13 protein-coding genes are annotated in these 20,920 nt (G+C 53.6%); 7 read left to right on the forward strand and 6 right to left on the reverse strand.

The window, feature by feature from the left end; all coding sequences use genetic code 11:
• Positions 1-331: 331 nt before the first annotated feature.
• The 6 genes from NG346_RS02225 (at position 332) to NG346_RS14490 (ending at position 5,556) form a co-directional block, all read left to right on the forward strand.
• Positions 332-721, forward strand: a complete 390-nt coding sequence (locus tag NG346_RS02225) for an HU family DNA-binding protein (protein WP_154532423.1) — start codon at positions 332-334, stop codon at positions 719-721.
• Positions 722-743: 22 nt separating this feature from the next.
• A complete protein-coding gene (locus NG346_RS02230; RefSeq protein ID WP_262279433.1) occupies positions 744-2,726 on the forward strand; it encodes an OPT family oligopeptide transporter in 1,983 nt (660 codons plus the stop codon).
• A 60-nt stretch (positions 2,727-2,786) separates the two neighbouring features.
• Entirely contained in the window at positions 2,787-3,653 is an 867-nt protein-coding gene (locus NG346_RS02235; RefSeq protein ID WP_262288229.1) for a BRO-N domain-containing protein, read from the forward strand.
• A gap of 140 nt (positions 3,654-3,793) precedes the next feature.
• Entirely contained in the window at positions 3,794-4,930 is a 1,137-nt protein-coding gene (locus tag NG346_RS02240) for an AAA family ATPase (RefSeq protein ID WP_262288230.1), read from the forward strand.
• 74 nt (positions 4,931-5,004) lie between these two features.
• Positions 5,005-5,256, forward strand: a complete 252-nt coding sequence (locus NG346_RS02245) for a hypothetical protein (RefSeq protein WP_262288231.1) — start codon at positions 5,005-5,007, stop codon at positions 5,254-5,256.
• Between the two features lie 132 nt (positions 5,257-5,388).
• Positions 5,389-5,556, forward strand: a complete 168-nt coding sequence (locus NG346_RS14490; protein ID WP_317620777.1) for a hypothetical protein — start codon at positions 5,389-5,391, stop codon at positions 5,554-5,556.
• Between the two features lie 40 nt (positions 5,557-5,596).
• Here NG346_RS14490 and NG346_RS02255 read toward each other — a convergent pair whose 3' ends face one another.
• The 5 genes from NG346_RS02255 to NG346_RS02275 form a co-directional block, all read right to left on the reverse strand.
• Positions 5,597-8,320 (reverse strand): 3'-5' exonuclease, encoded by a 2,724-nt coding sequence (locus NG346_RS02255; protein ID WP_262288232.1) that lies wholly within the window; start codon positions 8,318-8,320, stop codon positions 5,597-5,599.
• A gap of 57 nt (positions 8,321-8,377) precedes the next feature.
• Positions 8,378-11,776, reverse strand: a complete 3,399-nt coding sequence (locus NG346_RS02260) for a glycosyltransferase (RefSeq protein ID WP_262288233.1) — start codon at positions 11,774-11,776, stop codon at positions 8,378-8,380.
• 191 nt (positions 11,777-11,967) lie between these two features.
• Complete coding sequence (locus NG346_RS02265; protein ID WP_262279428.1) at positions 11,968-14,523, reverse strand: glycosyl hydrolase 115 family protein; 2,556 nt, start codon at positions 14,521-14,523, stop codon at positions 11,968-11,970.
• A gap of 25 nt (positions 14,524-14,548) precedes the next feature.
• The gene (locus NG346_RS02270; RefSeq protein WP_262279427.1) at positions 14,549-15,340 is read right to left on the reverse strand and encodes a rhamnogalacturonan acetylesterase; all 792 of its coding nucleotides are present in this window, start codon (positions 15,338-15,340) and stop codon (positions 14,549-14,551) included.
• Positions 15,341-15,643: 303 nt separating this feature from the next.
• Positions 15,644-18,061, reverse strand: a complete 2,418-nt coding sequence (locus NG346_RS02275; protein ID WP_262279426.1) for an alpha-L-arabinofuranosidase C-terminal domain-containing protein — start codon at positions 18,059-18,061, stop codon at positions 15,644-15,646.
• Positions 18,062-18,516: 455 nt separating this feature from the next.
• Between NG346_RS02275 and dnaA the strand changes: the two genes are divergently transcribed.
• A complete protein-coding gene (gene dnaA, locus NG346_RS02280) occupies positions 18,517-19,935 on the forward strand; it encodes a chromosomal replication initiator protein DnaA (protein WP_262279425.1) in 1,419 nt (472 codons plus the stop codon).
• A gap of 55 nt (positions 19,936-19,990) precedes the next feature.
• Here the strand turns inward: dnaA and NG346_RS02285 are convergent, their stop codons facing one another.
• On the reverse strand, positions 19,991-20,914 hold the full coding sequence (locus NG346_RS02285; RefSeq protein ID WP_262279424.1) for an MlaD family protein: 924 nt from the start codon (positions 20,912-20,914) through the stop codon (positions 19,991-19,993).
• Positions 20,915-20,920 lie beyond the last annotated feature (6 nt).

Consider the following 20,920-nt stretch of genomic DNA (forward strand, 5'->3'; position numbering starts at 1 on the left):
TTATCTGTCTGAAAATTTGCATATCTCAAACGTTATGATTACTTTTGCGAAACGAGTGGAAAAACGCTTTGAAAAGATGAGCTCGCCGAGATGACGAAAAATTCTCTAGAGAATTTTGGCTCAAAAAGGTGAGATGACCTGATAAAAGCACCGTTTTGACGAAAAATTTTCTAGAGAATTTTTTAGACACTAATAGCGCATTGATAATCAACAAGTTGCACATCGCCTATCAGAAAAGCTTTCACTCGCTGAGACACAGAGGCGCTCGCCAACATGACGAAGCCCGGAAGAAAGAAATAAACGTAAAACAAATTTACCGAATATTGAATCTATGGAATACAAGATTGTCAAAGAGACACATCCTACGCTCAAGAACTACGGCAAATACAAGGCCGTGGCTATGCACTACAAGACTGTCACGCCCGAGGAGATCGCTGACGAGATCGAGCGAAACTGCTCGGCAAAGAAGTCCGACGTAGACTTGGTGATGGCTGAGTTCACCGACACGTTGGTGCGACACCTCAAGGACGGCGACCGCGTGCGTATCCCGGGACTGGGACTGGCCAAGCTGGAGATCGACAGCGAAAAAGTCGCCAGTCCGCAGGCATTCCGCTCCACGCAGCACATCCATGGCGTGAAGCTCCATCTGCTGCCCGAGAGCAAGCAGGGCATGCAGGAACTCTATAAGGACATCAAATACACAAGAGCAAAGACAAAATAAAAACTAACAATCAACAATACACATGGACGAAAAAGAAAAAGAGGCAGTGCAACTGCCCGACAATGCATTTCGAGAATTGAAAGAGGGCGAGGAATACACGCCCATCATGCGCCCCGACCGCGCCTATCCCGAGGTCAACGCGTGGTCTGTGACGTGGGGTCTGATCATGGCCGTGGTGTTCTCAGCCGCAGCCGCTTACTTAGGCTTGAAGGTAGGCCAGGTCTTCGAGGCTGCCATTCCTATCGCCATCATCGCCGTGGGCGTGTCGACGGCAACGCACCGCAGCAAGGCTCTCGGTGAGAACGTGATCATCCAGAGCATCGGTGCCTGCTCAGGTGCTGTGGTGGCCGGTGCTATCTTCACCCTACCCGCCATCTATATCCTCCAGGCCAAATACCCGGAGATGACGGTATCGTTCCTTCACATGTTCCTGGCCTCAGCGTTGGGCGGTGTGCTGGGCATCCTTTTCCTCATTCCCTTCCGCAAATATTTTGTCAGCGATATGCACGGCAAGTATCCCTTCCCGGAGGCTACGGCTACGACACAAGTGCTGGTCAGTGGTGCCAAGGGCGGCAGTCAGGCCAAGCCATTGCTCATCGCCGGCATCGTGGGCGGCCTCTACGACTTCATCGTGGCCAGCTTTGGCTGGTGGAACGAGAACTTCACGAGCCGCTTCATCGGCTGGGGACAGGTACTCGCTGACAAGGCGAAGCTCGTCTTCAAAGTGAACACGGGGGCCGCCGTGCTCGGTTTGGGATATATCGTCGGACTGAAATATGCACTCTACATCTGCCTGGGTTCTCTCGCCGTGTGGTGGCTGATCGTGCCGGGCATGTCGCTCGCCTTCCACGACCAAGTGCTGAACATGTGGGATCCGACCATCACGACTACAGTAGGCAACATGAGTCCTGAGGAGATCTTCAAGGCTTACGCCCGCAGCATCGGCATCGGCGGCATCGCCATGGCCGGCATCATCGGCATCGTCAAGAGCTGGGGCATCATCAAAGGCGCCATTGGCCTCGCTGCCAAAGAGATGAAGGGCAAGGGCGACACCACGGCGGCCGTGAAGCGCACGCAGCGCGACATCTCGTTCAAGATCATCGCTATTGGCAGCATCGCCGTCATCGCCATCACGTTCCTCTTCTTCTGGTTGGGCGTGATGCACGGCAATCTGCTCTTTGCCGTCGTGGGCATCCTGCTCGTCGCCATCATCGCTTTCCTCTTCACCACGGTGGCTGCCAACGCTATCGCCATTGTGGGCAGTAACCCGGTGAGCGGCATGACACTGATGACGCTGATCCTGGCCAGCGTGGTGATGGTGGCCGTGGGACTGCGTGGTCCCGGTGGCATGCTCGCTGCACTCGTCATGGGTGGTGTGGTCTGCACGGCACTGAGCATGGCCGGCAGCTTCATCACTGACCTGAAGATCGGTTACTGGTTGGGCACAACGCCCAGCAAGCAGGAGACTTGGAAATTTCTCGGCACCCTTGTCAGCGCCGCTACGGTGGTGGGCGTGATGATCGTGCTCAACAAGACCTACGGTTTTGCCAGTGGCAAGCTCGCCGCACCGCAGGCCAACGCCATGGCTGCCGTCATCGACCCGCTGATGAATGGTGTCGGTGCTCCTTGGATACTCTACGGCATCGGAGCGGTCATCGCCATCGTCCTCGACCGTCTTCATATTCCAGCTCTCGCCGTGGCTCTGGGCATGTTCATCCCTTTGGAGCTCAACGTTCCGCTCGTCGTGGGAGGAGCCATCAACTGGTTTGTCACCACTCGCTCGAAGGATGCAGCCGTGAACAAGGCACGTGGCGAGAAAGGTACGCTCATCGCCAGCGGTTTCATCGCCGGCGGCGCGCTCATGGGCGTGGTGAGCGCACTGATGAAGTTCGGCGGCATCGAGTGCTCCATTGCCGACACTTGGTGGACCAACCCGCTCTCTGAGGTCTGCTCACTGGTGGCTTACATCTGTCTGATCACCTATTTCATCAAGGCTACGAAGTAAGAAGACTTTATAACGGGAGAAGTCACACAGAACGCGAAAGAACAATTAAATGGCTAAGCTATGACAAGGAAACAAATGATCAAACTGTTTGGTGAGAAGAACATTCGCACCGTATGGGACGACAAGGAAGAGAAGTGGTACTTCTCTATCGTGGACGTAGTAGAGGTTCTCACTGACAGTGCAGACCCGAAACAGTATATCAAGAAGATGCGAAAGCGTGATCCACAACTTGATTCCAACTGGGGTACAATTTGTACCCTAGTTCAAATGAAAGGTGCGGATGGAAAAAAGCGTAAGCAGATGGCGGCTGACACGAAGGGAACGTTCCGCCTCATCCAGTCTATCCCTTCTCCTAAGGCTGAGCCTTTCAAGCAGTGGATGGCGCAGGTGGCAAGTACGCGCGTCGACCAGATGCAGGATCCGGAACTTGACATCCAGCAGGCCATTGCTGACTACAAGCGTCTTGGCTACTCCGACAACTGGATCAACCAACGCATCAAGTCGATAGAGGTGCGCAAGGAACTTACTGACGAATGGAAACGTACGGGCGTAAAGGAAGGACTGGAATACGCATCCCTCACAGATATCATCACCAAGGAGTGGAGTGGCATGACCACGAAACAGTACAAGCAGCACAAAGGCTTGAAGAAAGAAAACCTCCGCGACAACATGACGAATCTTGAGATGGCCTTCAATATTCTTGCAGAGGCTTCAGCTACCGAGCTCTCCAAGCAACGCGATCCCCAAGGCTACAGCCAACAGAAAGGCGTGGCGAAGGATGGTGGAAGCGTGGCGAAGGTGGCGAGGGAGAAACTGGAGTCGCAACTCGGTCACTCTATCATCTCCAGTGCAAAGGCGAGCGACTACCTGCCGCCCGTTGAGGATGCTGAAGCAAAAGAGTTGCCGGATGACGGTTCACCGCAATAATGCTTATTCTCCATACTTACGCCATTAACTGATCATCGCAGTCACACAGACTTGTGTCACACAACATTGTGTGACACAAACTTGTGTGACTCGTTTTTTATTCGTATCTTTGCATCAGCAACCCACTAAAATGGAAAGAGATGGAAAAGAAGAGCTTTGTTTACGGTGTACCCGTCAGCGGATATAATTTCACGGGACGCGAAGAAGAGACGCACAGACTGTTGGCTGACTTCCAAGGCGGTATCAACGTCATACTGATGTCGCCCCGTCGCTTGGGCAAGACGTCGTTGGTAAAACATACCCTACAACAGGTGGACAGAGAACAGATTTTAGTGGTCTACGTAGATATCTTTGGCTGCAAGAGTGAATATGAAATCTATAACAAGCTGGCCTCCGCCATTCTTCAGCAGACGGCCAACCAACGTCAGCTATGGCTGGAAGAGGCCAAAGACTTTATCTATCGGCTGTCACCGAAAATATCCATCTCTCCCGACCCTTACTCTGAATACAGCGTTTCATTGGGCATCACGCCGAAGACGCATACCCCGGAAGAGATCCTAAGTCTGCCTGAGAAGATAGCGGAGAGAAAGGGTAAGCGCTTGCTGGTGTGCATCGACGAATTTCAGCAGGTCGGTGAGTTGTCTGACTCTACACAGATCCAGGCACGAATGCGTGGCGTATGGCAGCACCAGCAACAGGTGTCGTACTGCCTCTTCGGCAGCAAGCACCATCTCATGGGTAGCATCTTCCTCAACAAGAGCATGCCTTTCTATCAGTTCGGCGACCTCATCGCCTTGAAGAAAATCAGTGTAGATGACTGGGCGGACTATATTTGCCAGCACTTTGCCGACGGCCACCGCACGATCAGTAAAAACCAAGCGGCACGCATTGCCACGCTGGTGGACTGCTATTCGGCCTATGTGCAGCAGTTGGCTTGGATCATCTACTCTCAAGCCAAGGAGGGCAGTGTCATCACCGACGAGCAGATTGCCAGCGGCTTCAACGACCTATTGGCTATCAACGACGTGCTGTTTATCCAAGCCGTGGAACCACTGACGGAGTATCAGATGAACTTTCTGCGCGCCGTTGCCTCAGGCGTCAACAAGGACTTTACGTTGGAGGACATTCGTCAACAATATCATCTCGGCAGCTATTCCAACATCCCTCGACTGAAGACAGCCCTCATCAATGCCGACCTCATCGACTCTTCGCCACAGACTGGCATCACCATCACCGACCCCGTCTTTGAGCAGTGGATCAGAAGAAAGATGATGTAAGGAAAGAAAAAACGTCTTTTGCTTGTATATATCGTATATATTATATATATTTGCAGAAACAAAACATAAAAGTCATGGAAACAGCAACAATACCCTCAAAAAGAAAAGTCATAGACTTGAAAGGGAACACTTTCCGTTCTCTCTCCGTAATGGCAGCGAATAAAGGGACCAACCTCAAGCGGCTTATAGAAGATCTTCTCGACCATGTGGCAGAAGAGTATGATGACAGCAAGGCTTATGCATGGCTATCGAAAAATCGGCCTGACGGACATGTCTTTCTAAACGACAAAGAAAAAGCAGACTTTGAAAACTGGCTTGGAGTATGATCGTAGAGTTATTCTAAAGACTTTGAGCGCACAGTCCGCAAACTTTCGGGTAAACGTCTCGAAAGTGTTCGTAATGTCATCTTAGAAGTAAAGAACGCACGGAATTTAACAGACATCACGGATTGTATCAAGATGCAAGACTATGATTACATCTATCGTATCCACGTCGGCAATTACCGTGCATTCTTCAACTTCCATGTGGAGATCAAAGACGGAGTAGTACGTTTTCTCTATTTGATCCCTAGAGGTCAGGCCTACAAGAAGGATGCAAAACAAAACCTAAGGAGAAAAGACGTGTAAAATAAGAGTGGAAAACCTTCCACAGTCTGTGGAAGATTTATCACCCCATCATCTCCTTCACACTGTCGAGGAAGCGGGAGAGACGTTGTTGTTTGATGCCATAAGCCGTCAGTTTTGCCTTGCTGTAAGCGATGAACAGACGGCGCTTGGCACGCGACATGGCAACATAGAGCTTGCGGGCATCCTCGTCATTGAGCTGTTGGTTGTCACCATTGTAATAGTTGGGGATGCGGCCATCAACGACATCAAAGACAATAACATTATCAAACTCCAAACCTTTGGCCTTGTGGATGGTAGAGACAAAGACACGATCCTCTATCGTCGTAGAACCGCAGAGATCGGCTTCCTTGAAGGTGTTGAGTTCCATGACATGGCTATCCAACTGCTCCTTGAGCGAGTGTTCCTTCTCCACATCAATGATGTCATAGGCAAGGAAACGAAGGATGACGGGCAGTTTTTTCACTTGTTTCATCCATCCTTTCTTCACTGTATAATCACTGAAAAGCTGAAGCTCAGCCACCAAAGCAGGGTCTTCAGTGGGCTGCCGACGCTGGTAGAGTCGTTGCAGAGCTTCTGTATAGAACGACGCATAGTGGTCGCGCAAGAGCTTAATCTGTGCAGCAACGCCCTTACGCGCCAGGAATTCCTGCTGCTGTGGCACCACCTCCTGAGCTTTCTCATAACAGTAATTGACCAACGACACGGTAGCAAAGACATCGTCGTCGGCAAGATGGGAGTTCTGTCCCTCAAGATGAAGCTCCTGCAAAAGCAGTTTCAACTTGAATGCTTTCAGATCGGGACGCAACAAACGGATGAGCCGCAGAGAGTCGAAGCAGACGGGCTGCCGCTCCACCCAGCTGACTCCTGGCAGATAGCGCGCCACATTGCACTGCATGATATGATAGTCGTAATCGGCATTATGCCCTAACAGCGCACTGCCGTGGGCAAAGTTGAGAAACATCCTCAAAGCCTCAGCATGACTATGAAGCTGCTGATGCTTGCGCTCTTCGATGATCGGATTGACGATGTCGCCAAGCATCGACGGTATCTCGCGATCCGTCTCGACATAGACAGAGAAGGTGTCCACCACCCTACCCTGCCGGATACGCTCCGCCGCAATCTGCACCACATCATCCTCAAAGACATTCAGTCCCGTAGTCTCCGTGTCGAAGACGACGATGTCCTCTTGCTGATAAGTCTCAACAAAACGTTGCAACATCGTCTTGTCGCCGGTGAGCAACTCTGCCGGCGAGACAGCCCGCTCCTTGAGCTGGTGCATCAGCCTTCGGGCTGAGGCATGAGTGGCACAGACCTGCAAGCCCTTGAACAGCCGTGCCCAAGCCAGAAACTGCTGGTCATTGTCCAGTACGGTGAGATGAGCCAACAACAGTTTCACCTCATCGGAAGCAAAAAGATCACTGCCCGAGACCTTGAAATGACGAATGTCCTGTGCGGTCAATGCACGGCTCATGGCATCGGCGTCGCGGTTGGCATTGACGATCACAGCCACCGTCTCCTCGGGATGGGCATGCCGTAACTGTTCGACAAGATGGGCTATGTCGTTGAACTCACTGTCCACATCATCGCTGGCCACAATGGCGAGACGCCCATTTGCCTTGTCGTCGCAGTCAGCTGTCTGCGGCAAGAGCTCCGGATCGGTATGCAGTTCGTTCACGGCATAGCGATTGAGAAAGTCGAGAAGGTATTTCGGAGAACGATGGTTCTGTCCGAGATAATGGATGTTGCCCTTGCAACGCTCCTTGAGCAGTCCCAGCGTAGAGAGCTTGGCACCCATGAACGAGAAGATCGCCTGCTGCTCATCGCCAAGATAGATGACGCAGCCCGCAGCGGACGGTGTCTGGGACTCGTGCTCGGAACTTGCCACTGCAAGGGAAGCCGTGGCAAGTTCGTCGATGATGGCGAGCTGCAAAGGGTTGAGGTCCTGCACCTCGTCGACTTGTATCCACGGATAGCGCTTATAGTCTGCATTGTCGTGAAGTGCAAAATAAGTAAGGAGAAGGAGATCCTCGAAGTCGAGAAGCAGGTTCTGCCGCTTATAAGCCTGATAAGCATGGGCATAGCGCAGGAACTGCAATGTCCGCTGGGCAGAAGGACGCAGCACGGCGTCGAAATCGGGCTGGAGCACAGCATCGCGATAGAAGTCGTTGTGGTGGTAGATGTCGAGCAGTGCCTCGCGTGTGAACTCTCTGCGCTGCATTTTGCAGATGGCGCGCAATGCTGCAATATCCTCAGAAGACAGACTGTCGGGATGCTGTCGAAGGGCTTTGGGCAATCCGTGCTCAATCTCATACATCAGATGGGAGATGAAAACGACACGGTTGTAGTCACTGCGACGCTGGTAATTGCCCATGACCTTGTCTTCATCCTCATTGAGATAAGTAGCAAGGATGCTCACTGTCGTGTCGTCGTCGATAACCGAAGTCTCACCGGGCACCACGGCATTCTCAAAGAGGAAACGGGCACAGAAGCGATGGACATTACCCACAAACACCTGTGCCGTGTCGGGATCACCGAGATTGGAGCTGATACGCTCGCGCATACCACGGGCAGCCCTGTTGGTAAACGTCAGACAAAGCATATCGCTGTAGGCCACTCCCTCGGCATGAGCCTTACGGACGCGCTCGGCAAGTATCTGTGTCTTGCCACATCCCGGTGGTGCCAATACGAGGTGACGGCCATGGCTAAGGCCGATAATTTCCTGCTGGTCTCGATCAGGTGTCCATGTCTTCTCCTTGCTTTCCATCGTAAGTGCTTTTAGTTATTACATGCAAACTTACGAAAAAAAACTGATACTGCCAAGCTACATCTTCACATTTCCCGTGCGTTTGAGCACACCCCACGACTGCAACTCACCCTTAATGGCCTTGAGGTAGCTCTTGAAAAGCACGTAGTACATGATCCAGCGGTAGAAGAAACGCTGCGGGATGATCCACAGCAGTACCCACAACCGCTCGTGCTCGAAGAGATAAGCCATGATGCTCACGCTCGCGTCGACGGCGAGGAAGAGCAGGTAATAGCCGAGGATCTGGAGCGCGTTGCCCGAGAAGAGTCCGATGAACATCAGCACGTCGGCCAGCGGTGAGAACGTGGGGATGATATACTGGAAGATGAGCATGTTGGGCATCGCCCACAGTCCGAAGCCTTTCTTCCTCGGATTGAAGAGCGAGGCGCGATGCTTCCAGAACGTCTGCATGACCCCAAAGCACCAGCGCACCCGTTGTTTGACAAACTGCCGCACGTTCTCCGGCGCCTCCGTCATTGCCACGGCATAGTTCTCGTTCTCAATGATATAGCCTGCCTCGTTGATACGCATCGTCAGGTCACAGTCCTCAGCCAGCGTGTCGGTGGTCAGGCCGCCAGCTCGCTCGATGGCCTCCTTGCGGAAAGCACCAATGGCACCGGGCACCACCGTGATGGCATTGATATAAGAGTAAGCCATCCGGTCAAAGTTCTGGCTGGTGGTGTACTCGATGGCCTGCCACCGGGTGAGCATGTTGCGTTGGTTGCCGACCTTGACGTTTCCGGCCACAGCCCCGATACGGTGGTCCTTGTCGGTCAAGAAATGCTGCATGAGCTTACGCACGGCATCGGGACGCAGCTGGGTATCGGCATCGATGCACACGACAAACTCGGAGTCGGTATGGGCGATACCATAGTTCAGTGCCGAAGCCTTGCCGCCATTGGGCTTGCCGAGGATGAGCACCTTGTCATTGCCGTCGAAGGCGTGGTGGATGCGCTCCAAGGTATGGTCCTTACTGCCGTCGTCGACAAAGATGATGTCGAACGACGGATAATCCTCCCGCAGCAGCGTCTCCACGGTACGCACACAGTTGACCTCCTCGTTATAAGCCGGGACGATGATCGACACGTGCGGCGCGTTGTCCTTGGTCAGCGCGGGATAGTGGCGGTGGCGCTCCACACGCTTCTCCCGAATCATGAGATAGTACATGAAGCCCAGGCGCAGGAAGCCGAGGACGAGGAAGACCATGAAGAGGGCGGTGAGGAAGTCACTGGCATGATAGATCATCTCCGCCAGTGTCAGGTTGGCCTGCATGGCATAATACGTCTTTCCCTTAGGGATCTGGGGCATGAGCTGGGCGCGCGACATACCGAGATATTGTTCCAGGGAGATGAAGTGATACCCCTCCTTCTGCAGCGTCTCGATGATACGGGGCAGAGCGGTAATTGTTGGCTTACGGGTGAGTCCACCGGCATCGTGCATCAGGATGATATGTCCGTCGCCCCGGTGCACACCGTTGATGACACGCCGATAGATCTCGTCGGCGGTGATCCCCGGCTGCCAGTCGTCGGGGTCTATCTCCTCACCCACGAAGAGATAGTTGCGACGGCTGGCGAGGATCATCGGCTCTATCTCCTCGTGCTGCGTGGGATCGGCATCGGCATTGTAAGGCGCACGGAAGAGGATGGTGCTCTGTCCGGTGACACTCTCGAGGAGCATACGGGTGAGCTTGAGCTCGGCATAGGTGCGGTTGTCGGAGTTTTCGATCATATTGTGGTGGGTGAAGGTGTGGTTGCCGATGGTGAAGCCGTCCTCATAGACTTTCTTCACCAGTGGCAGGTTCTTCTCCATCTGCAAGCCGACCATGAAGAAAGCGGCTGGCGCATGATAACGCTTGAGGGTGCGCAGGACCGTGGGCGTCCAGCGGGCATCAGGGCCGTCATCAAAGGTCAGCAACAGATCTTTGGCACCACAATGGCCGAGTTTCGAGATCGTGTAGGTGGAGGGCAGATGCTGGTAGCGCTCCTCCGTGATGATCTGATCATCGGGGTCTATCTGTACGGTGACCTTTCCGGGCTTAGGCTCCGACTCCACGTCGAGGACCTCGCCCGTACCGACGAAGTTGACATCGTCGTAACCGCTAAGCCTCAGCACCCGGTTCATGTTCCAGCGCTTCACCTGCTCCCAAGCCAGGTCTTTGCCATAGAAGTTCCACAGGCGGTGGTCCTCAGTGCCGAGGCGCCAGAGGCCAAAGCCTGCCAGATGATAGGTGACGCCGAAGCGCATGATATTATATAAGGTGGCGGCATCGGTGAAATGAACCTGATGGAACTGCCCATCATCGTCGTCGTAGGAGAAAGAGAGGTTGTAGGAGTCGTCGTCAAACAGTATCTGCGCACCGGCATCAAGGGCAGAGGCGATCGTTTGGTCGTAAGACACCGTCTGCCCTTTGTCGCCCTGTGCCCAGTCGTAGCCGTAGGCGGCGAGACCGAGCACGAGCTTGTCGTTGGGAATATTCTTCGCCGCCCAGTCGGTGGCGCGCTCCACCCAGTGTTGCGAGGCGATGGCGCCGGGCTGGCTCTCACTGTTGTGCTCGTCGTAAGCCATGAGGAAGAGGTAGTCGTTGTAACGGGCGAGGTGCTCCACGTCGTAGTCCTCGTTGAATGGTGCGATGTCCTGCGTGACGTACATATCGTTGTCGTGGAAGAGCATCGAGAGTTCCTTTACGAAATTGGTCAGCAGCGCATTGTCGTTGATGGCGAGTTCCTCCAAGTCGATGTTAATGCCTTGGAACCGGTTGCGGTGGCAGATGGTGACAAGGGTATTGAGGAACTGTTTGCGAAGGTGTTTATCACTCATGATGCGGCCGATGCCCTCGGGACGGAAGGCATCGCCATAGTTATTGGTGAGCATCGGCACGATGGGCATCCCTGATCTGCGCATGGCAGCCAGCGCCTTCTTATCGATTCGCACTTCCAACCGGCAGGTCTTGGGATTGATGAAGAACCACTCGGGGATGACCATGTTGAGGTGCTTCATGTTTTGCTTGAGCGAGCGTAGGGAGTGAGCGTCCCAGTTGACATACCACGCGGCGCGCACGCCAAGGCGCGGATCGTTCCACTCGTTGATGTATTTCTGCGTAAGTCCCGTACCGTGTCCAACGAAGCGGTGGGCGCGGTCATAGTTCTCCTGGTAGGTGTTGTGCATGCGCTGTTCCAGAAAGTTATCGCGCAACGAGCGGTAAGCCTTGGTGAGTTTGGTGTCGCGCATGAGCGGCTTCGAGGCAGTCATCACCCCTCGATAGTCGTGACGGAAAGGCATATTCGGACTGCCCTCCAAGGCAAACATGGTGATAAAAACGATGAACAGCAGCACGATGATGGTGACGAAGAATCGCATCGTCCACTTAAACCGACTCCAACGACGGCGTGAGTCGGTTTGAAACACTTGTCTTTCCATGGCGTTAATCCCTTAAATACAATCTTTCTCTATGACTTTATAGAAGTCTCTAAATCGGCTGCAAAGATACACCATTCAATGATGACAGAGGAAAGACATGGTGCAAAAAAGATTAACGGCAGATTAAAAAGGTGTAATGAGATAGTCGCACACTGCCTCTGATGTGCGATATTCCATATCGTTGTATATATTTAGAAAGTCTGTCTGACGGGGAAGAGATAGAACCGGCGGTTTGCCTTGCTGTCCACCATCCACTGGTCGAGCACGATATGCGGATCAAGGGCGTGGATGGTCAGCGTATGACGGCCCGCCTTCAAACCTTTCAACGGCAGTTCACGGACAGCCTGACCACGCAGCACATTGCGTTTCCAACGCTCGGAGCGGAACGGCTCTTTGAGCGAGAACATCGTAGGCTGTCCGCCGTCTATGCTCACCGAGAAGCGAAGGTCTCCCTTATCGTTGGGCTGTGTGGGGATCAGCGCCACACGCAGCACGCAGTCGCCGTCACGGTCAGTGGAGAAAACATACGTTACGTCGCCCCCCTGAGGCAGAGCTACCGCCCGCATGCTGTGACCCAACATCTCAATCACCTTCGTGCACGGGGAAGCATGCTGCCAGTCAGCGGCATTGCGGGCCACCACGCCTAAAGTATCGCTCCAATCTGAGAGTTTTCTGTCAGTGGACTTTCTTCCCTTCTTCAACCATTCCAGAATTTGCGCATCGGTGAGCAGCATGGGAAGCACGGGCGCGCCAAAGACAGGAAGGTCACGCGGACGCATGTTCATCGACCAGCGCCACTTGCCGCCAGCCATCTTCTCATTATAGTATTCCGTCAGTGCCCTCACCTCCTGATAGGCTTGCTGGCTCTCGGCACAAGCATGGTAGAGCTCGGACTGATGGGCGAACATATCCTTCGTCGTCGTGCCATTGGTCAGCAGCCGGGCTTTCTGTGCCCACAGCATCTTACGGGCATGAGCCTCAGCAGCGCACACGGGATACTCGATGGCCGCGAAATAAGCATCCTGCAACTCGGGACGAACAGCAGCCTTGGCTTTCCTGATCCGCTCAGCCACAGCGGCGAAACGGGCGAGGTAGCCGTCGAGTTCATCCCCAAACTCGGTTTGCGAGAACTCGCTGTTGCGCACCGGACTCAGCCCACGGTCGTAGAAATCCTTCGACAGCTCGGTCTGATTCCACCCCATGAACTCTGGACGACGCTCGCCACAAAGCCTAAAGTATTCATACATAGCCGGGAAGAGTGCATCACCAGCCTGCTTACCGAACTGACGGCAAAGCCACTCGCGATAGTGGTTGTTGAGTGTGGAGCCATTGACGCAGTCGATATTCCACGCCATGTCGAGGAAGAGCTCCAAGTCGTAGCCCGCCACCTTCGGGTCGTGAACGTTGACGATCCACATCTTCCGCACGTTGTGGTCGTAGGCTGTGCGCATCTCGTTGTAGACGAATCCCGGCTGTGTGGTGGCCAGCCACAGATAGTCGTGGGGGCGTCCCCAGTAGCTGAGATGATAGTAAACGCCACCTCCGCCTACGCGCCGCTGCTCCGTGCCGTCGGACAACCGCGTCATATAGCCATAGTTGTCGTCGCACCACATCAGCGTGACATTGTCGGGCACGCGCAATCCCATATTGTAGATGTCGAGCACCTCCTTATAAGGGATGAACACCTGCGCCTGCTTTTTCGGGTCACCGAGATATTTGGCGATGAGCTTTTGCTGGTCGTCGATCACGAGCTGCAGGGCGTCGAACTTCTCCTTCATGGTCTTCACACCCAGCATCGAACCGTCGTGGATGCCCCGCATGCCGATGGTGAGCAGATTTCCGCCCTTCGAGTCTTTGACTTCTTTCAACCGTTCTGCCCAATAGTCTTGCACGGCCTGTCGGTTGGTGATATAGTTAAACGCCCCTCGCACTTTCTCATTCCACTCACCCACATTGTTGCGCAGCAGAGGCTCGCAGTGCGATGAGCCGATGGCGATGCCGCAGCTGTCGGCCATAGCCTTGGCTCCTGGTGTCAGGAAGAAAGCCTCCGTACCGGGATGCATGGCGGGCCAGATCGCATTGGCGCGCAGACGAAGCAGCAGCTGGAACACCTTTTTATAAGTATTCTTCCCGATAACGCCAAACGGCGTTTTTTCGGAACGGGCATAGCTCCAAGGGCGCAGCGACCAGTCCTCGTCGTTGAGGAAGATGCCACGGAACTCGACAGAAGCACCTTGCGTCGTCGTAAACTGATCGCCGATTGTCAGCCGCGAACGATGCTCGGGCACGATATCTCCCCACCATATCCAAGGGCTCACGCCCGCCAGACGCGACAACTCCAACAGTCCGTAAGCAGTGCCACGCCCGTTAGCTCCAACGACGACAATCTGCCCGTGGAGGACACAGATGTGGAAGCCGTCGGTCAGTGTCTGCAACTTCTCTACCGGCACGCCCATATCCCGCAATTCACGTTGCTGCTGACGGGAAAGGCGGTCCAACTGACAAAGGCGTATTGTAGCCTGCCGAACCAGGCCGGTCCGCTGCGCTGCGATACCCGTGACCTGCTTCATGTCGTCACTGAACATGTCGGACGCAATATCCACAACGGGATCAACGCCGCGAGGCACCGAAAGGCTGACGGCATGGATGCCGTCGAACCATGTGACGGGCTTCGCCGAAGCTCCCTTCGATGTCATTAGTAAAAAGAAGGCAAAGGCAAGAGACTTGAAGGGGAATCGATTGTTCATGCTTATGCTTTACGATGATGTCTGATTACTTCTTATTCGCACGTACATGGCTTTTCAATGCGGGTACGGCATCACCAAGGGCTTTGGCAAGAGCTGCCGCCACGACATGCGCACCATATATATTATAATGAGTGTCATCTTTGCGGCCATTCTTTGCCCAACTGTATTTGCCGGGCTCCACCCACATGTGCAGACGGATCGTGCCATCAGGCCCAAGCCGCTGCTCGATGTCGTGGGTAATGGCGTTGGCATCGACATAGACGGCACCGTACTGCCGGGCCACCTTCTCGGCCACCAGGCGATAGGCTCCGTGCGTGTCGACGAGAGTGTCGCCCTGGAAGTTGCGGCGCACTACAGGACTCATCAGCACGGGAGTGGCTCCCTTGGCCTTTGTCTCGATGACATACTGCGCGAGATGAGCGTCGAAAGTGGTACCCACATCGGTATGGCGGTCCGGTGCCGGCTTCTCGTCGTTGTGTCCGAACTGAATGATCACGTAATCACCGGGCTTCACTTTGTCGATAACTTTCTTCCAACGGCCCTCAGTATAGAAGCTGCGCGAGGAGCGTCCGTTGACAGCATGGTCCTCTACCCGCACGCCGTTGTCGAGATATTCGTGCAGGAACATGCCCCACCCACGCTCTATGCGTCCCTCAGTGGTGTCTTTGTTCGCTGCCGTAGAGTCGCCGATAATGTAGATCACCGGTGTGGCTGAGTCGAAGGATCCGAGTATCAATGTCAGTAATAACAAAAAGAAGGGTACAGCTTTTGCGGCTGTCTGTGGCCGGAGCCACTGCTTAGGTTTGTGATTGTTCATTTGCTTTAACTATTAAATATTACTATTGCAAAAGTACAAAATATCTAATAGTATGAACACAAAAATCGTTCAGAAAGAGAGTAAATTCATACAAAGGCAGGCATTGAGATTGCCATATAGTGGCTTTACTTAGAATCACTTTATCTGCCCCTATCATTCATCAATACCCAAAGAACACAATAATCAGAAACAGGGCAAGTTTCTGTTTAACCAAGTAACTACACCCCTCTCCAATTGGAGAGGGGCGCGAGGGTGAGGCTCTTTTCTCCCCCGATTAGGGGGAGTTAGAGGGGGCTCCTACTTCTATTTGATCCTTACGATATTCAGCGAATTAGCCGGCAACTCCAGGCTCACGCCGTCACCGTCAGGACTCAACGTAGAAGTCATCGGAACAATGCGTGTCGGCGTGTCGAGCGTGTTCTCGTCGGTGCCCTTCGGAGCGGACAGCCGGATGAGACGTGCCACGGTCGGATGCAGACCAGGCAGAGCGATGCGGGCTGTGGTAGCCTGAGAATGCGTGTTGACAAGCTTCACGATATACTCGCTCGTAGCCTCGTCATAGGTCGCATTTTGGAAGAGTCCCGCAAAGGTACTCGGCTTGAGTTGTGTGGCAAAGAGCTGCTTGCCGTCGAGAGAAGCATAGATACTGTCGCCCTTGACATGCAGATCCACATCGTACCAACGTCCGGTCTCCACCTTTCCGGCCGCTGTGACGAGCTGCGACTTGCTGCCGTTGACAACCTGCTCGATGGCATTCTGCGTATTGCCCCAACCGCCAATGTTCAACCAGCAATAGTTATCAGGGTCTACATAGTTGAACACGATGAGGAAGCCCTCGGCGCCGCCGTCCTTACGGGCACGCACGTGATAGGTGTATTCGTTTCCATCGGTACGCTGAGGATTCAGACGCAGTGCGCCCTCGGAAGCAGACTGCTGACTGACAATGCCATTGGCCTGCTGCCACGTGCCACGGATGTCTACCTTACCACCAACCTGCTCCACCTTGCCGTCACCGGCTGAAAGCGATGGCTGGGCAAAACTGGCTTGCGTAGCCCACGTGCCCACACCGACACGGCAGACCTGGGGTTTGACCTGCTGCTGGGCCTCAGCGATCTGATAGGGATTCGTCAGCGTTGTCGACACGGTGCGCGTGCCTACGTTGTCGGCCATCATCTTCTGCACATAATAAGAAGGAGTGCCGAGCACACGGGTGGCGTCGTACTGGATCATATCAGGGCGCCAACGCGTCTCGTTGACATTGGCAAAGATGGGCGCGTAGCTGGCCATACGCACGATGTCGGAATTGTTTTCCATACCCATCATGAACACGGCCTCGCCCAAAGCGGCATTCAAGTCACCCACCTGACCGAAGCCTTGCGTCACGGCATACTCGCCGACATAGACTTTCGGGCCACGACGGTCGTAGTTATCATAGTGATGGAAGTGCTCGGCAAACCACGCCGGAGAACGATAGTAGTGCTCGTCAACAAGCTCGGTCTGCTCCTTTGACTCCCACTTCGGCTCGTCAGTGCCCCATGCAGCCACGTTGCCGATGATGTGCATATCGGGATATTTCTTCAGCACAGCATCGCGGAAGAGCTTGAAACGCTCGTAGTAGTGGTCGCTCTGCTGGCGCTGGTCAGGCTGGTTGTTCTCGTTTCCGATTTCCAAATATTGGATGTTATAGGGCTCGGGATGTCCGTTCTTGGCACGCAGGGCGCCATACTTACTTGTCACGGGGCCGTTGGCATACTCCAACGCATTCATCGTCTCGTCGATCCAAGGCTGTATGGAATCAAGGGGAGTGAAGCCGCCATGCCAGATACCCACGTTGACGACATAGAGCGGTTGAGCGCGCAGGTCCTCAGCGAGCTGGAGATATTCGTCAAAGCCCAGTCCGTCGGTGGTGCGATAGCCCCAGTTGACATTCCAGTGGCCTTCGCGCTGCTCCACGGGACCGATGGTACGTTCCCAACGGAAAGCATTATCAGGGTTCTCCTGCCCCTCGACAAAACAGCCGCCGGGGAAGCGCAGGAACTTAGGATGAAGGTCGTTGAGCATACCGGCCAGCTCTGGACGCAAGCCATTCTGCCGGTTGCGGAAAGTGGGCGGGAAGAGTGACACCACATCAAAGGCCAGCTGTCCCTTGCCGTCAGCCATGAGTTGCAGTTGTCCCTTGTCGTCGTTGCCGTTGGCTACCAGTTCAGCCTCATAGCGTGTCCACTTATTACCGAAGCTCTTGCCGGCAAAAGAGGCAGATGCAAATGCGTGCTTACCCGTAGCATCTGTCAGCACAGCACGCAGCTGACCCTTGAGTTTGCCTTTCGCCCAAAAGGAGAGACGATAACGGCGACCCTGTACGACGGGGATGCCCCAGAAGCCTTCATTGGCGACACCGTCGCCCGGCTGCAGGAAGGTCACCTGCAAAGCCTGATGCTGCTTGGCATTGAGCAGTCCCTTGGCGGTGAGCTGCATGGCAGCCTGCCCGACTATGCTCCAATGCTCAGCCGCTTTGGTGTTGTCCTCAAAGGAGCGGTTGCGCACAAGCTCGGCATAAAGGCCACCGTCGGCAGCATGGTTGATGTCCTCATAGAAGATGCCGTAGAGGTTCGGAGACACTTCGTGTCCCTTCTGTGTCGTGTTGACATTGACTGTGATTTGCGCTGATGCCTGCATGGCAGAAAGCAAAGCAGTAGTGAAAAGTAGTTGCTTGTAATGCATGTTTTGTTTAGGATGTTAGTGATACTATAGTTATATGTTGGCAAAATTACACTTTTCTTTTGAGAATACAAGAGCTTATACAAAGATTAACAAAGTAAGGAAGACGGATGCAGCGTGGCAGAAACCTTAATTAAGTTTAAATCGTACCGAATGATGTTTCACAAATGATGTAAGTGAATGAAAAGTGTTCATTCTTACCTACATGCGTGATGCTACAATGATGTTTCACAATAAAACCTGCTTTACATTAACTGTGTATGATTCAACCACTTGCGGATTTCACCCAGTAGAGTATAGCAGAAGGCAGGAATTTGCACGTTTGAGAAAAGTTTTCTAACTTTGCAAAAGATAGGCGGCAAAGCACTGGGATTGGACTCCCAACACGCCTGCCGATACTATTGAACAAAAACAAGGCATGATCCTTTTCAGATACAACCGCTGAAACAACATTATTCATGAAGAAAGCAGGTCCTGATGCTCGTTGGGACAGGAGTCTTGCGCTGATACGCGAGAATGTCACCGAGCAGATATATAACACATGGTTTAAGCCCATCGACTTTGTACGCTACGATGAGCAGACCAAGACGGTGCAGGTGGCTGTACCGAGTCCCTTCGTATATGAATACTTGGAGGAGAACTTCATCGACCTGCTCTGCAAGGTGATGTACCACTGTTTCGGTACAGGCACCAAACTGTTTTATCAGGTTGTCACGGACAAGGAGCATAACCTCACGCAGAACATTGAGGCCGACCCCACTGACGCGCTGCCCAAGCCACAGCCTAAGACACGTGCCAACCAACCGCCGACCATGCTCGACGCTGCCGTGCCGCAGCTCGATCCGCAACTCAATCCGCATCTCACTTTCAGCAACTACATCGAGGGAGAGAGCAATAAGTTGCCGCGTGCCGTGGGACTCTCTATTGCCGAGCATCCCAACACGCTGCAGTTCAACCCGATGTTTATCTATGGTCCTTCGGGCTGCGGAAAAACGCATCTCATCAATGCCATCGGCGTACACGCCAAGCACCTCTATCCTCAGAAGCGTGTGCTGTATATCAGTGCGCGTCTCTTTCAGGTGCAGTTCTCCAATGCGGTCATTCAGAACCACCTCAACGACTTCATTGCCTTCTATCAGACGATCGACATGCTCATCGTCGACGACATCCAGGAATGGATCAACTCGCCGAAGACACAGGATACTTTCTTCCATATCTTCAACCATCTTTTCAAAAACGGCAAGCGCATCATCCTGGCCTCCGACCGTCCGCCGGTAGACCTCAAGGGTATGCCCGACCGACTGCTCACCCGTTTCTCATGCGGTGTCATCGCTCCATTAGAGAAGCCCAACCGTCAGTTGTGTATCGACATCCTGCGCAGCAAGATTTGCCGTGACGGACTGAAGATTCCCGACGACGTCATCGCCTTCATTGCACAGACAGCCAGCGGCAGCGTGCGCGACCTGCAAGGTGTGGTCAACTCGCTGATGGCCTACTCCATTGTTTATAACAGTGACATCAACATGCAGTTGGCTGAGCGTGTCATCAAGCGTGCCATCAAGATCGACGACCGCCCGCTCACCATCGACGACATCATGGAGAAGGTATGCAACCACTACAATGTCACGCAGGCACAGGTGAGCTCCAAGAGCCGCAAACGCGACTTTGTGATGGCACGCCAAGTGTCGATGTATCTCGCACAGAAATACACCAAGATGCCCGCCAGCCGCATTGGCAAACTTGTCGGCAACCGTGACCACTCTACCGTGATCCATAGCTGCGCGCAAGTAGAGAAGCGCTTACAGGTAGACCGCGCTTTCCAGGCAGAAATCGTAAGTATAGAGAATTCATTCAAGCTGAAAGATGCAGCCGAATAACAAATAAAAAAATGCGTCACCAAAAGATTTGGTGACGCATTTTTTATGCCTTTCTTTATTTATCCTTCTTCCCGAAGAGTGAGAAGTGGACATAGCGCTTGGGGTGAGCCTTCAAGTCTGTCAGCAGAGAATCTGCACTGCCCACCGTATTGTTCAATCGGTGATACAGCTTGTCATCGTTCATCAGCAGTCCGAGCGTGCCGTCCTTGCCATTCAGCTTAGCCGTCACCTCCTGGACATTGGCAAGCGTCTGGTCGACTTTCGCCATCGTATTGGCTACATCGATGGAGGCGAGATTTGCCGTCAGGCGAGAGGTGTTGTCGAGTGTGGTACCGGCTTTGCCCAGGGCATAGTCGGCTTTGCTCATCATACCCGGCACACGTCCGTTGACTTGAGCCATCAGCGTATTGAGATTGCGTGAGGTGGTGTTGAGGTTATTGGTGATCGCCTCCACATTGTGCAGAGAATGAGCCAAAGCAGGATCAGCGAGCAACGCATTGACACTCGTGAGGATGCTGTCGATCTTCGGGATAAGCTGCCTCACTGCCGGCAACATCGTACGCACGGAACCCAACATACCTTCGTTGATCTGCCCCTGTATCGTATCGCCCGGCTCCACACGCTCGCGCGGGTTGTTGGCCAAGAGCAGATTCATCTTCACATTGCCCATCAGATCACTGACAATCTCAGCGGAAGAACCTTTGGGAATGCGGAGATCGTTGTCCACATCGAACTTCACGACGATGTCGCCATTGCCGTCGTAGTCGTAGTTGATATCCTTCACCACACCCACCTGATAGCCGTCGGCATAGATAGGATTGGAGCGTGACAGGCCGCTGATGTCCTTAAACTTGATATAGTAGGACTTGTCGCTGGAGAACACCGACATGCCTTTCAGGAAATTCATGCCGAAGAACAGCAGCGCTATACCTACGATGGCCACAAGGGCAATCTTGACTTCATTGGTGAAAAACTTCATGTGCGT

Origin of the sequence: Hallella absiana, assembly GCF_025457485.1 — a bacterium.
In the GTDB taxonomy this organism is placed as follows: Bacteria; Bacteroidota; Bacteroidia; order Bacteroidales; family Bacteroidaceae; genus Prevotella; species Prevotella absiana.

Bases quoted from the DNA above. Each gene is read 5' to 3' on its own strand.
- NG346_RS02260 (WP_262288233.1), bottom strand. From the start codon at position 11,776: ATGGAAAGACAAGTGTTTCAAACCGACTCACGCCGTCGTTGGAGTCGG.
- NG346_RS14490 (WP_317620777.1), top strand. From the start codon at position 5,389: ATGCAAGACTATGATTACATCTATCGTATCCACGTCGGCAATTACCGT.
- NG346_RS02270 (WP_262279427.1), bottom strand. From the start codon at position 15,340: ATGAACAATCACAAACCTAAGCAGTGGCTCCGGCCACAGACAGCCGCA.
- NG346_RS02255 (WP_262288232.1), bottom strand. From the start codon at position 8,320: ATGGAAAGCAAGGAGAAGACATGGACACCTGATCGAGACCAGCAGGAA.
- NG346_RS02265 (WP_262279428.1), bottom strand. From the start codon at position 14,523: ATGAACAATCGATTCCCCTTCAAGTCTCTTGCCTTTGCCTTCTTTTTA.
- NG346_RS02230 (WP_262279433.1), top strand. From the start codon at position 744: ATGGACGAAAAAGAAAAAGAGGCAGTGCAACTGCCCGACAATGCATTT.
- NG346_RS02245 (WP_262288231.1), top strand. From the start codon at position 5,005: ATGGAAACAGCAACAATACCCTCAAAAAGAAAAGTCATAGACTTGAAA.
- NG346_RS02275 (WP_262279426.1), bottom strand. From the start codon at position 18,061: ATGCATTACAAGCAACTACTTTTCACTACTGCTTTGCTTTCTGCCATG.
- NG346_RS02240 (WP_262288230.1), top strand. From the start codon at position 3,794: ATGGAAAAGAAGAGCTTTGTTTACGGTGTACCCGTCAGCGGATATAAT.
- dnaA (WP_262279425.1), top strand. From the start codon at position 18,517: ATGAAGAAAGCAGGTCCTGATGCTCGTTGGGACAGGAGTCTTGCGCTG.
- NG346_RS02225 (WP_154532423.1), top strand. From the start codon at position 332: ATGGAATACAAGATTGTCAAAGAGACACATCCTACGCTCAAGAACTAC.
- NG346_RS02285 (WP_262279424.1), bottom strand. From the start codon at position 20,914: ATGAAGTTTTTCACCAATGAAGTCAAGATTGCCCTTGTGGCCATCGTA.
- NG346_RS02235 (WP_262288229.1), top strand. From the start codon at position 2,787: ATGACAAGGAAACAAATGATCAAACTGTTTGGTGAGAAGAACATTCGC.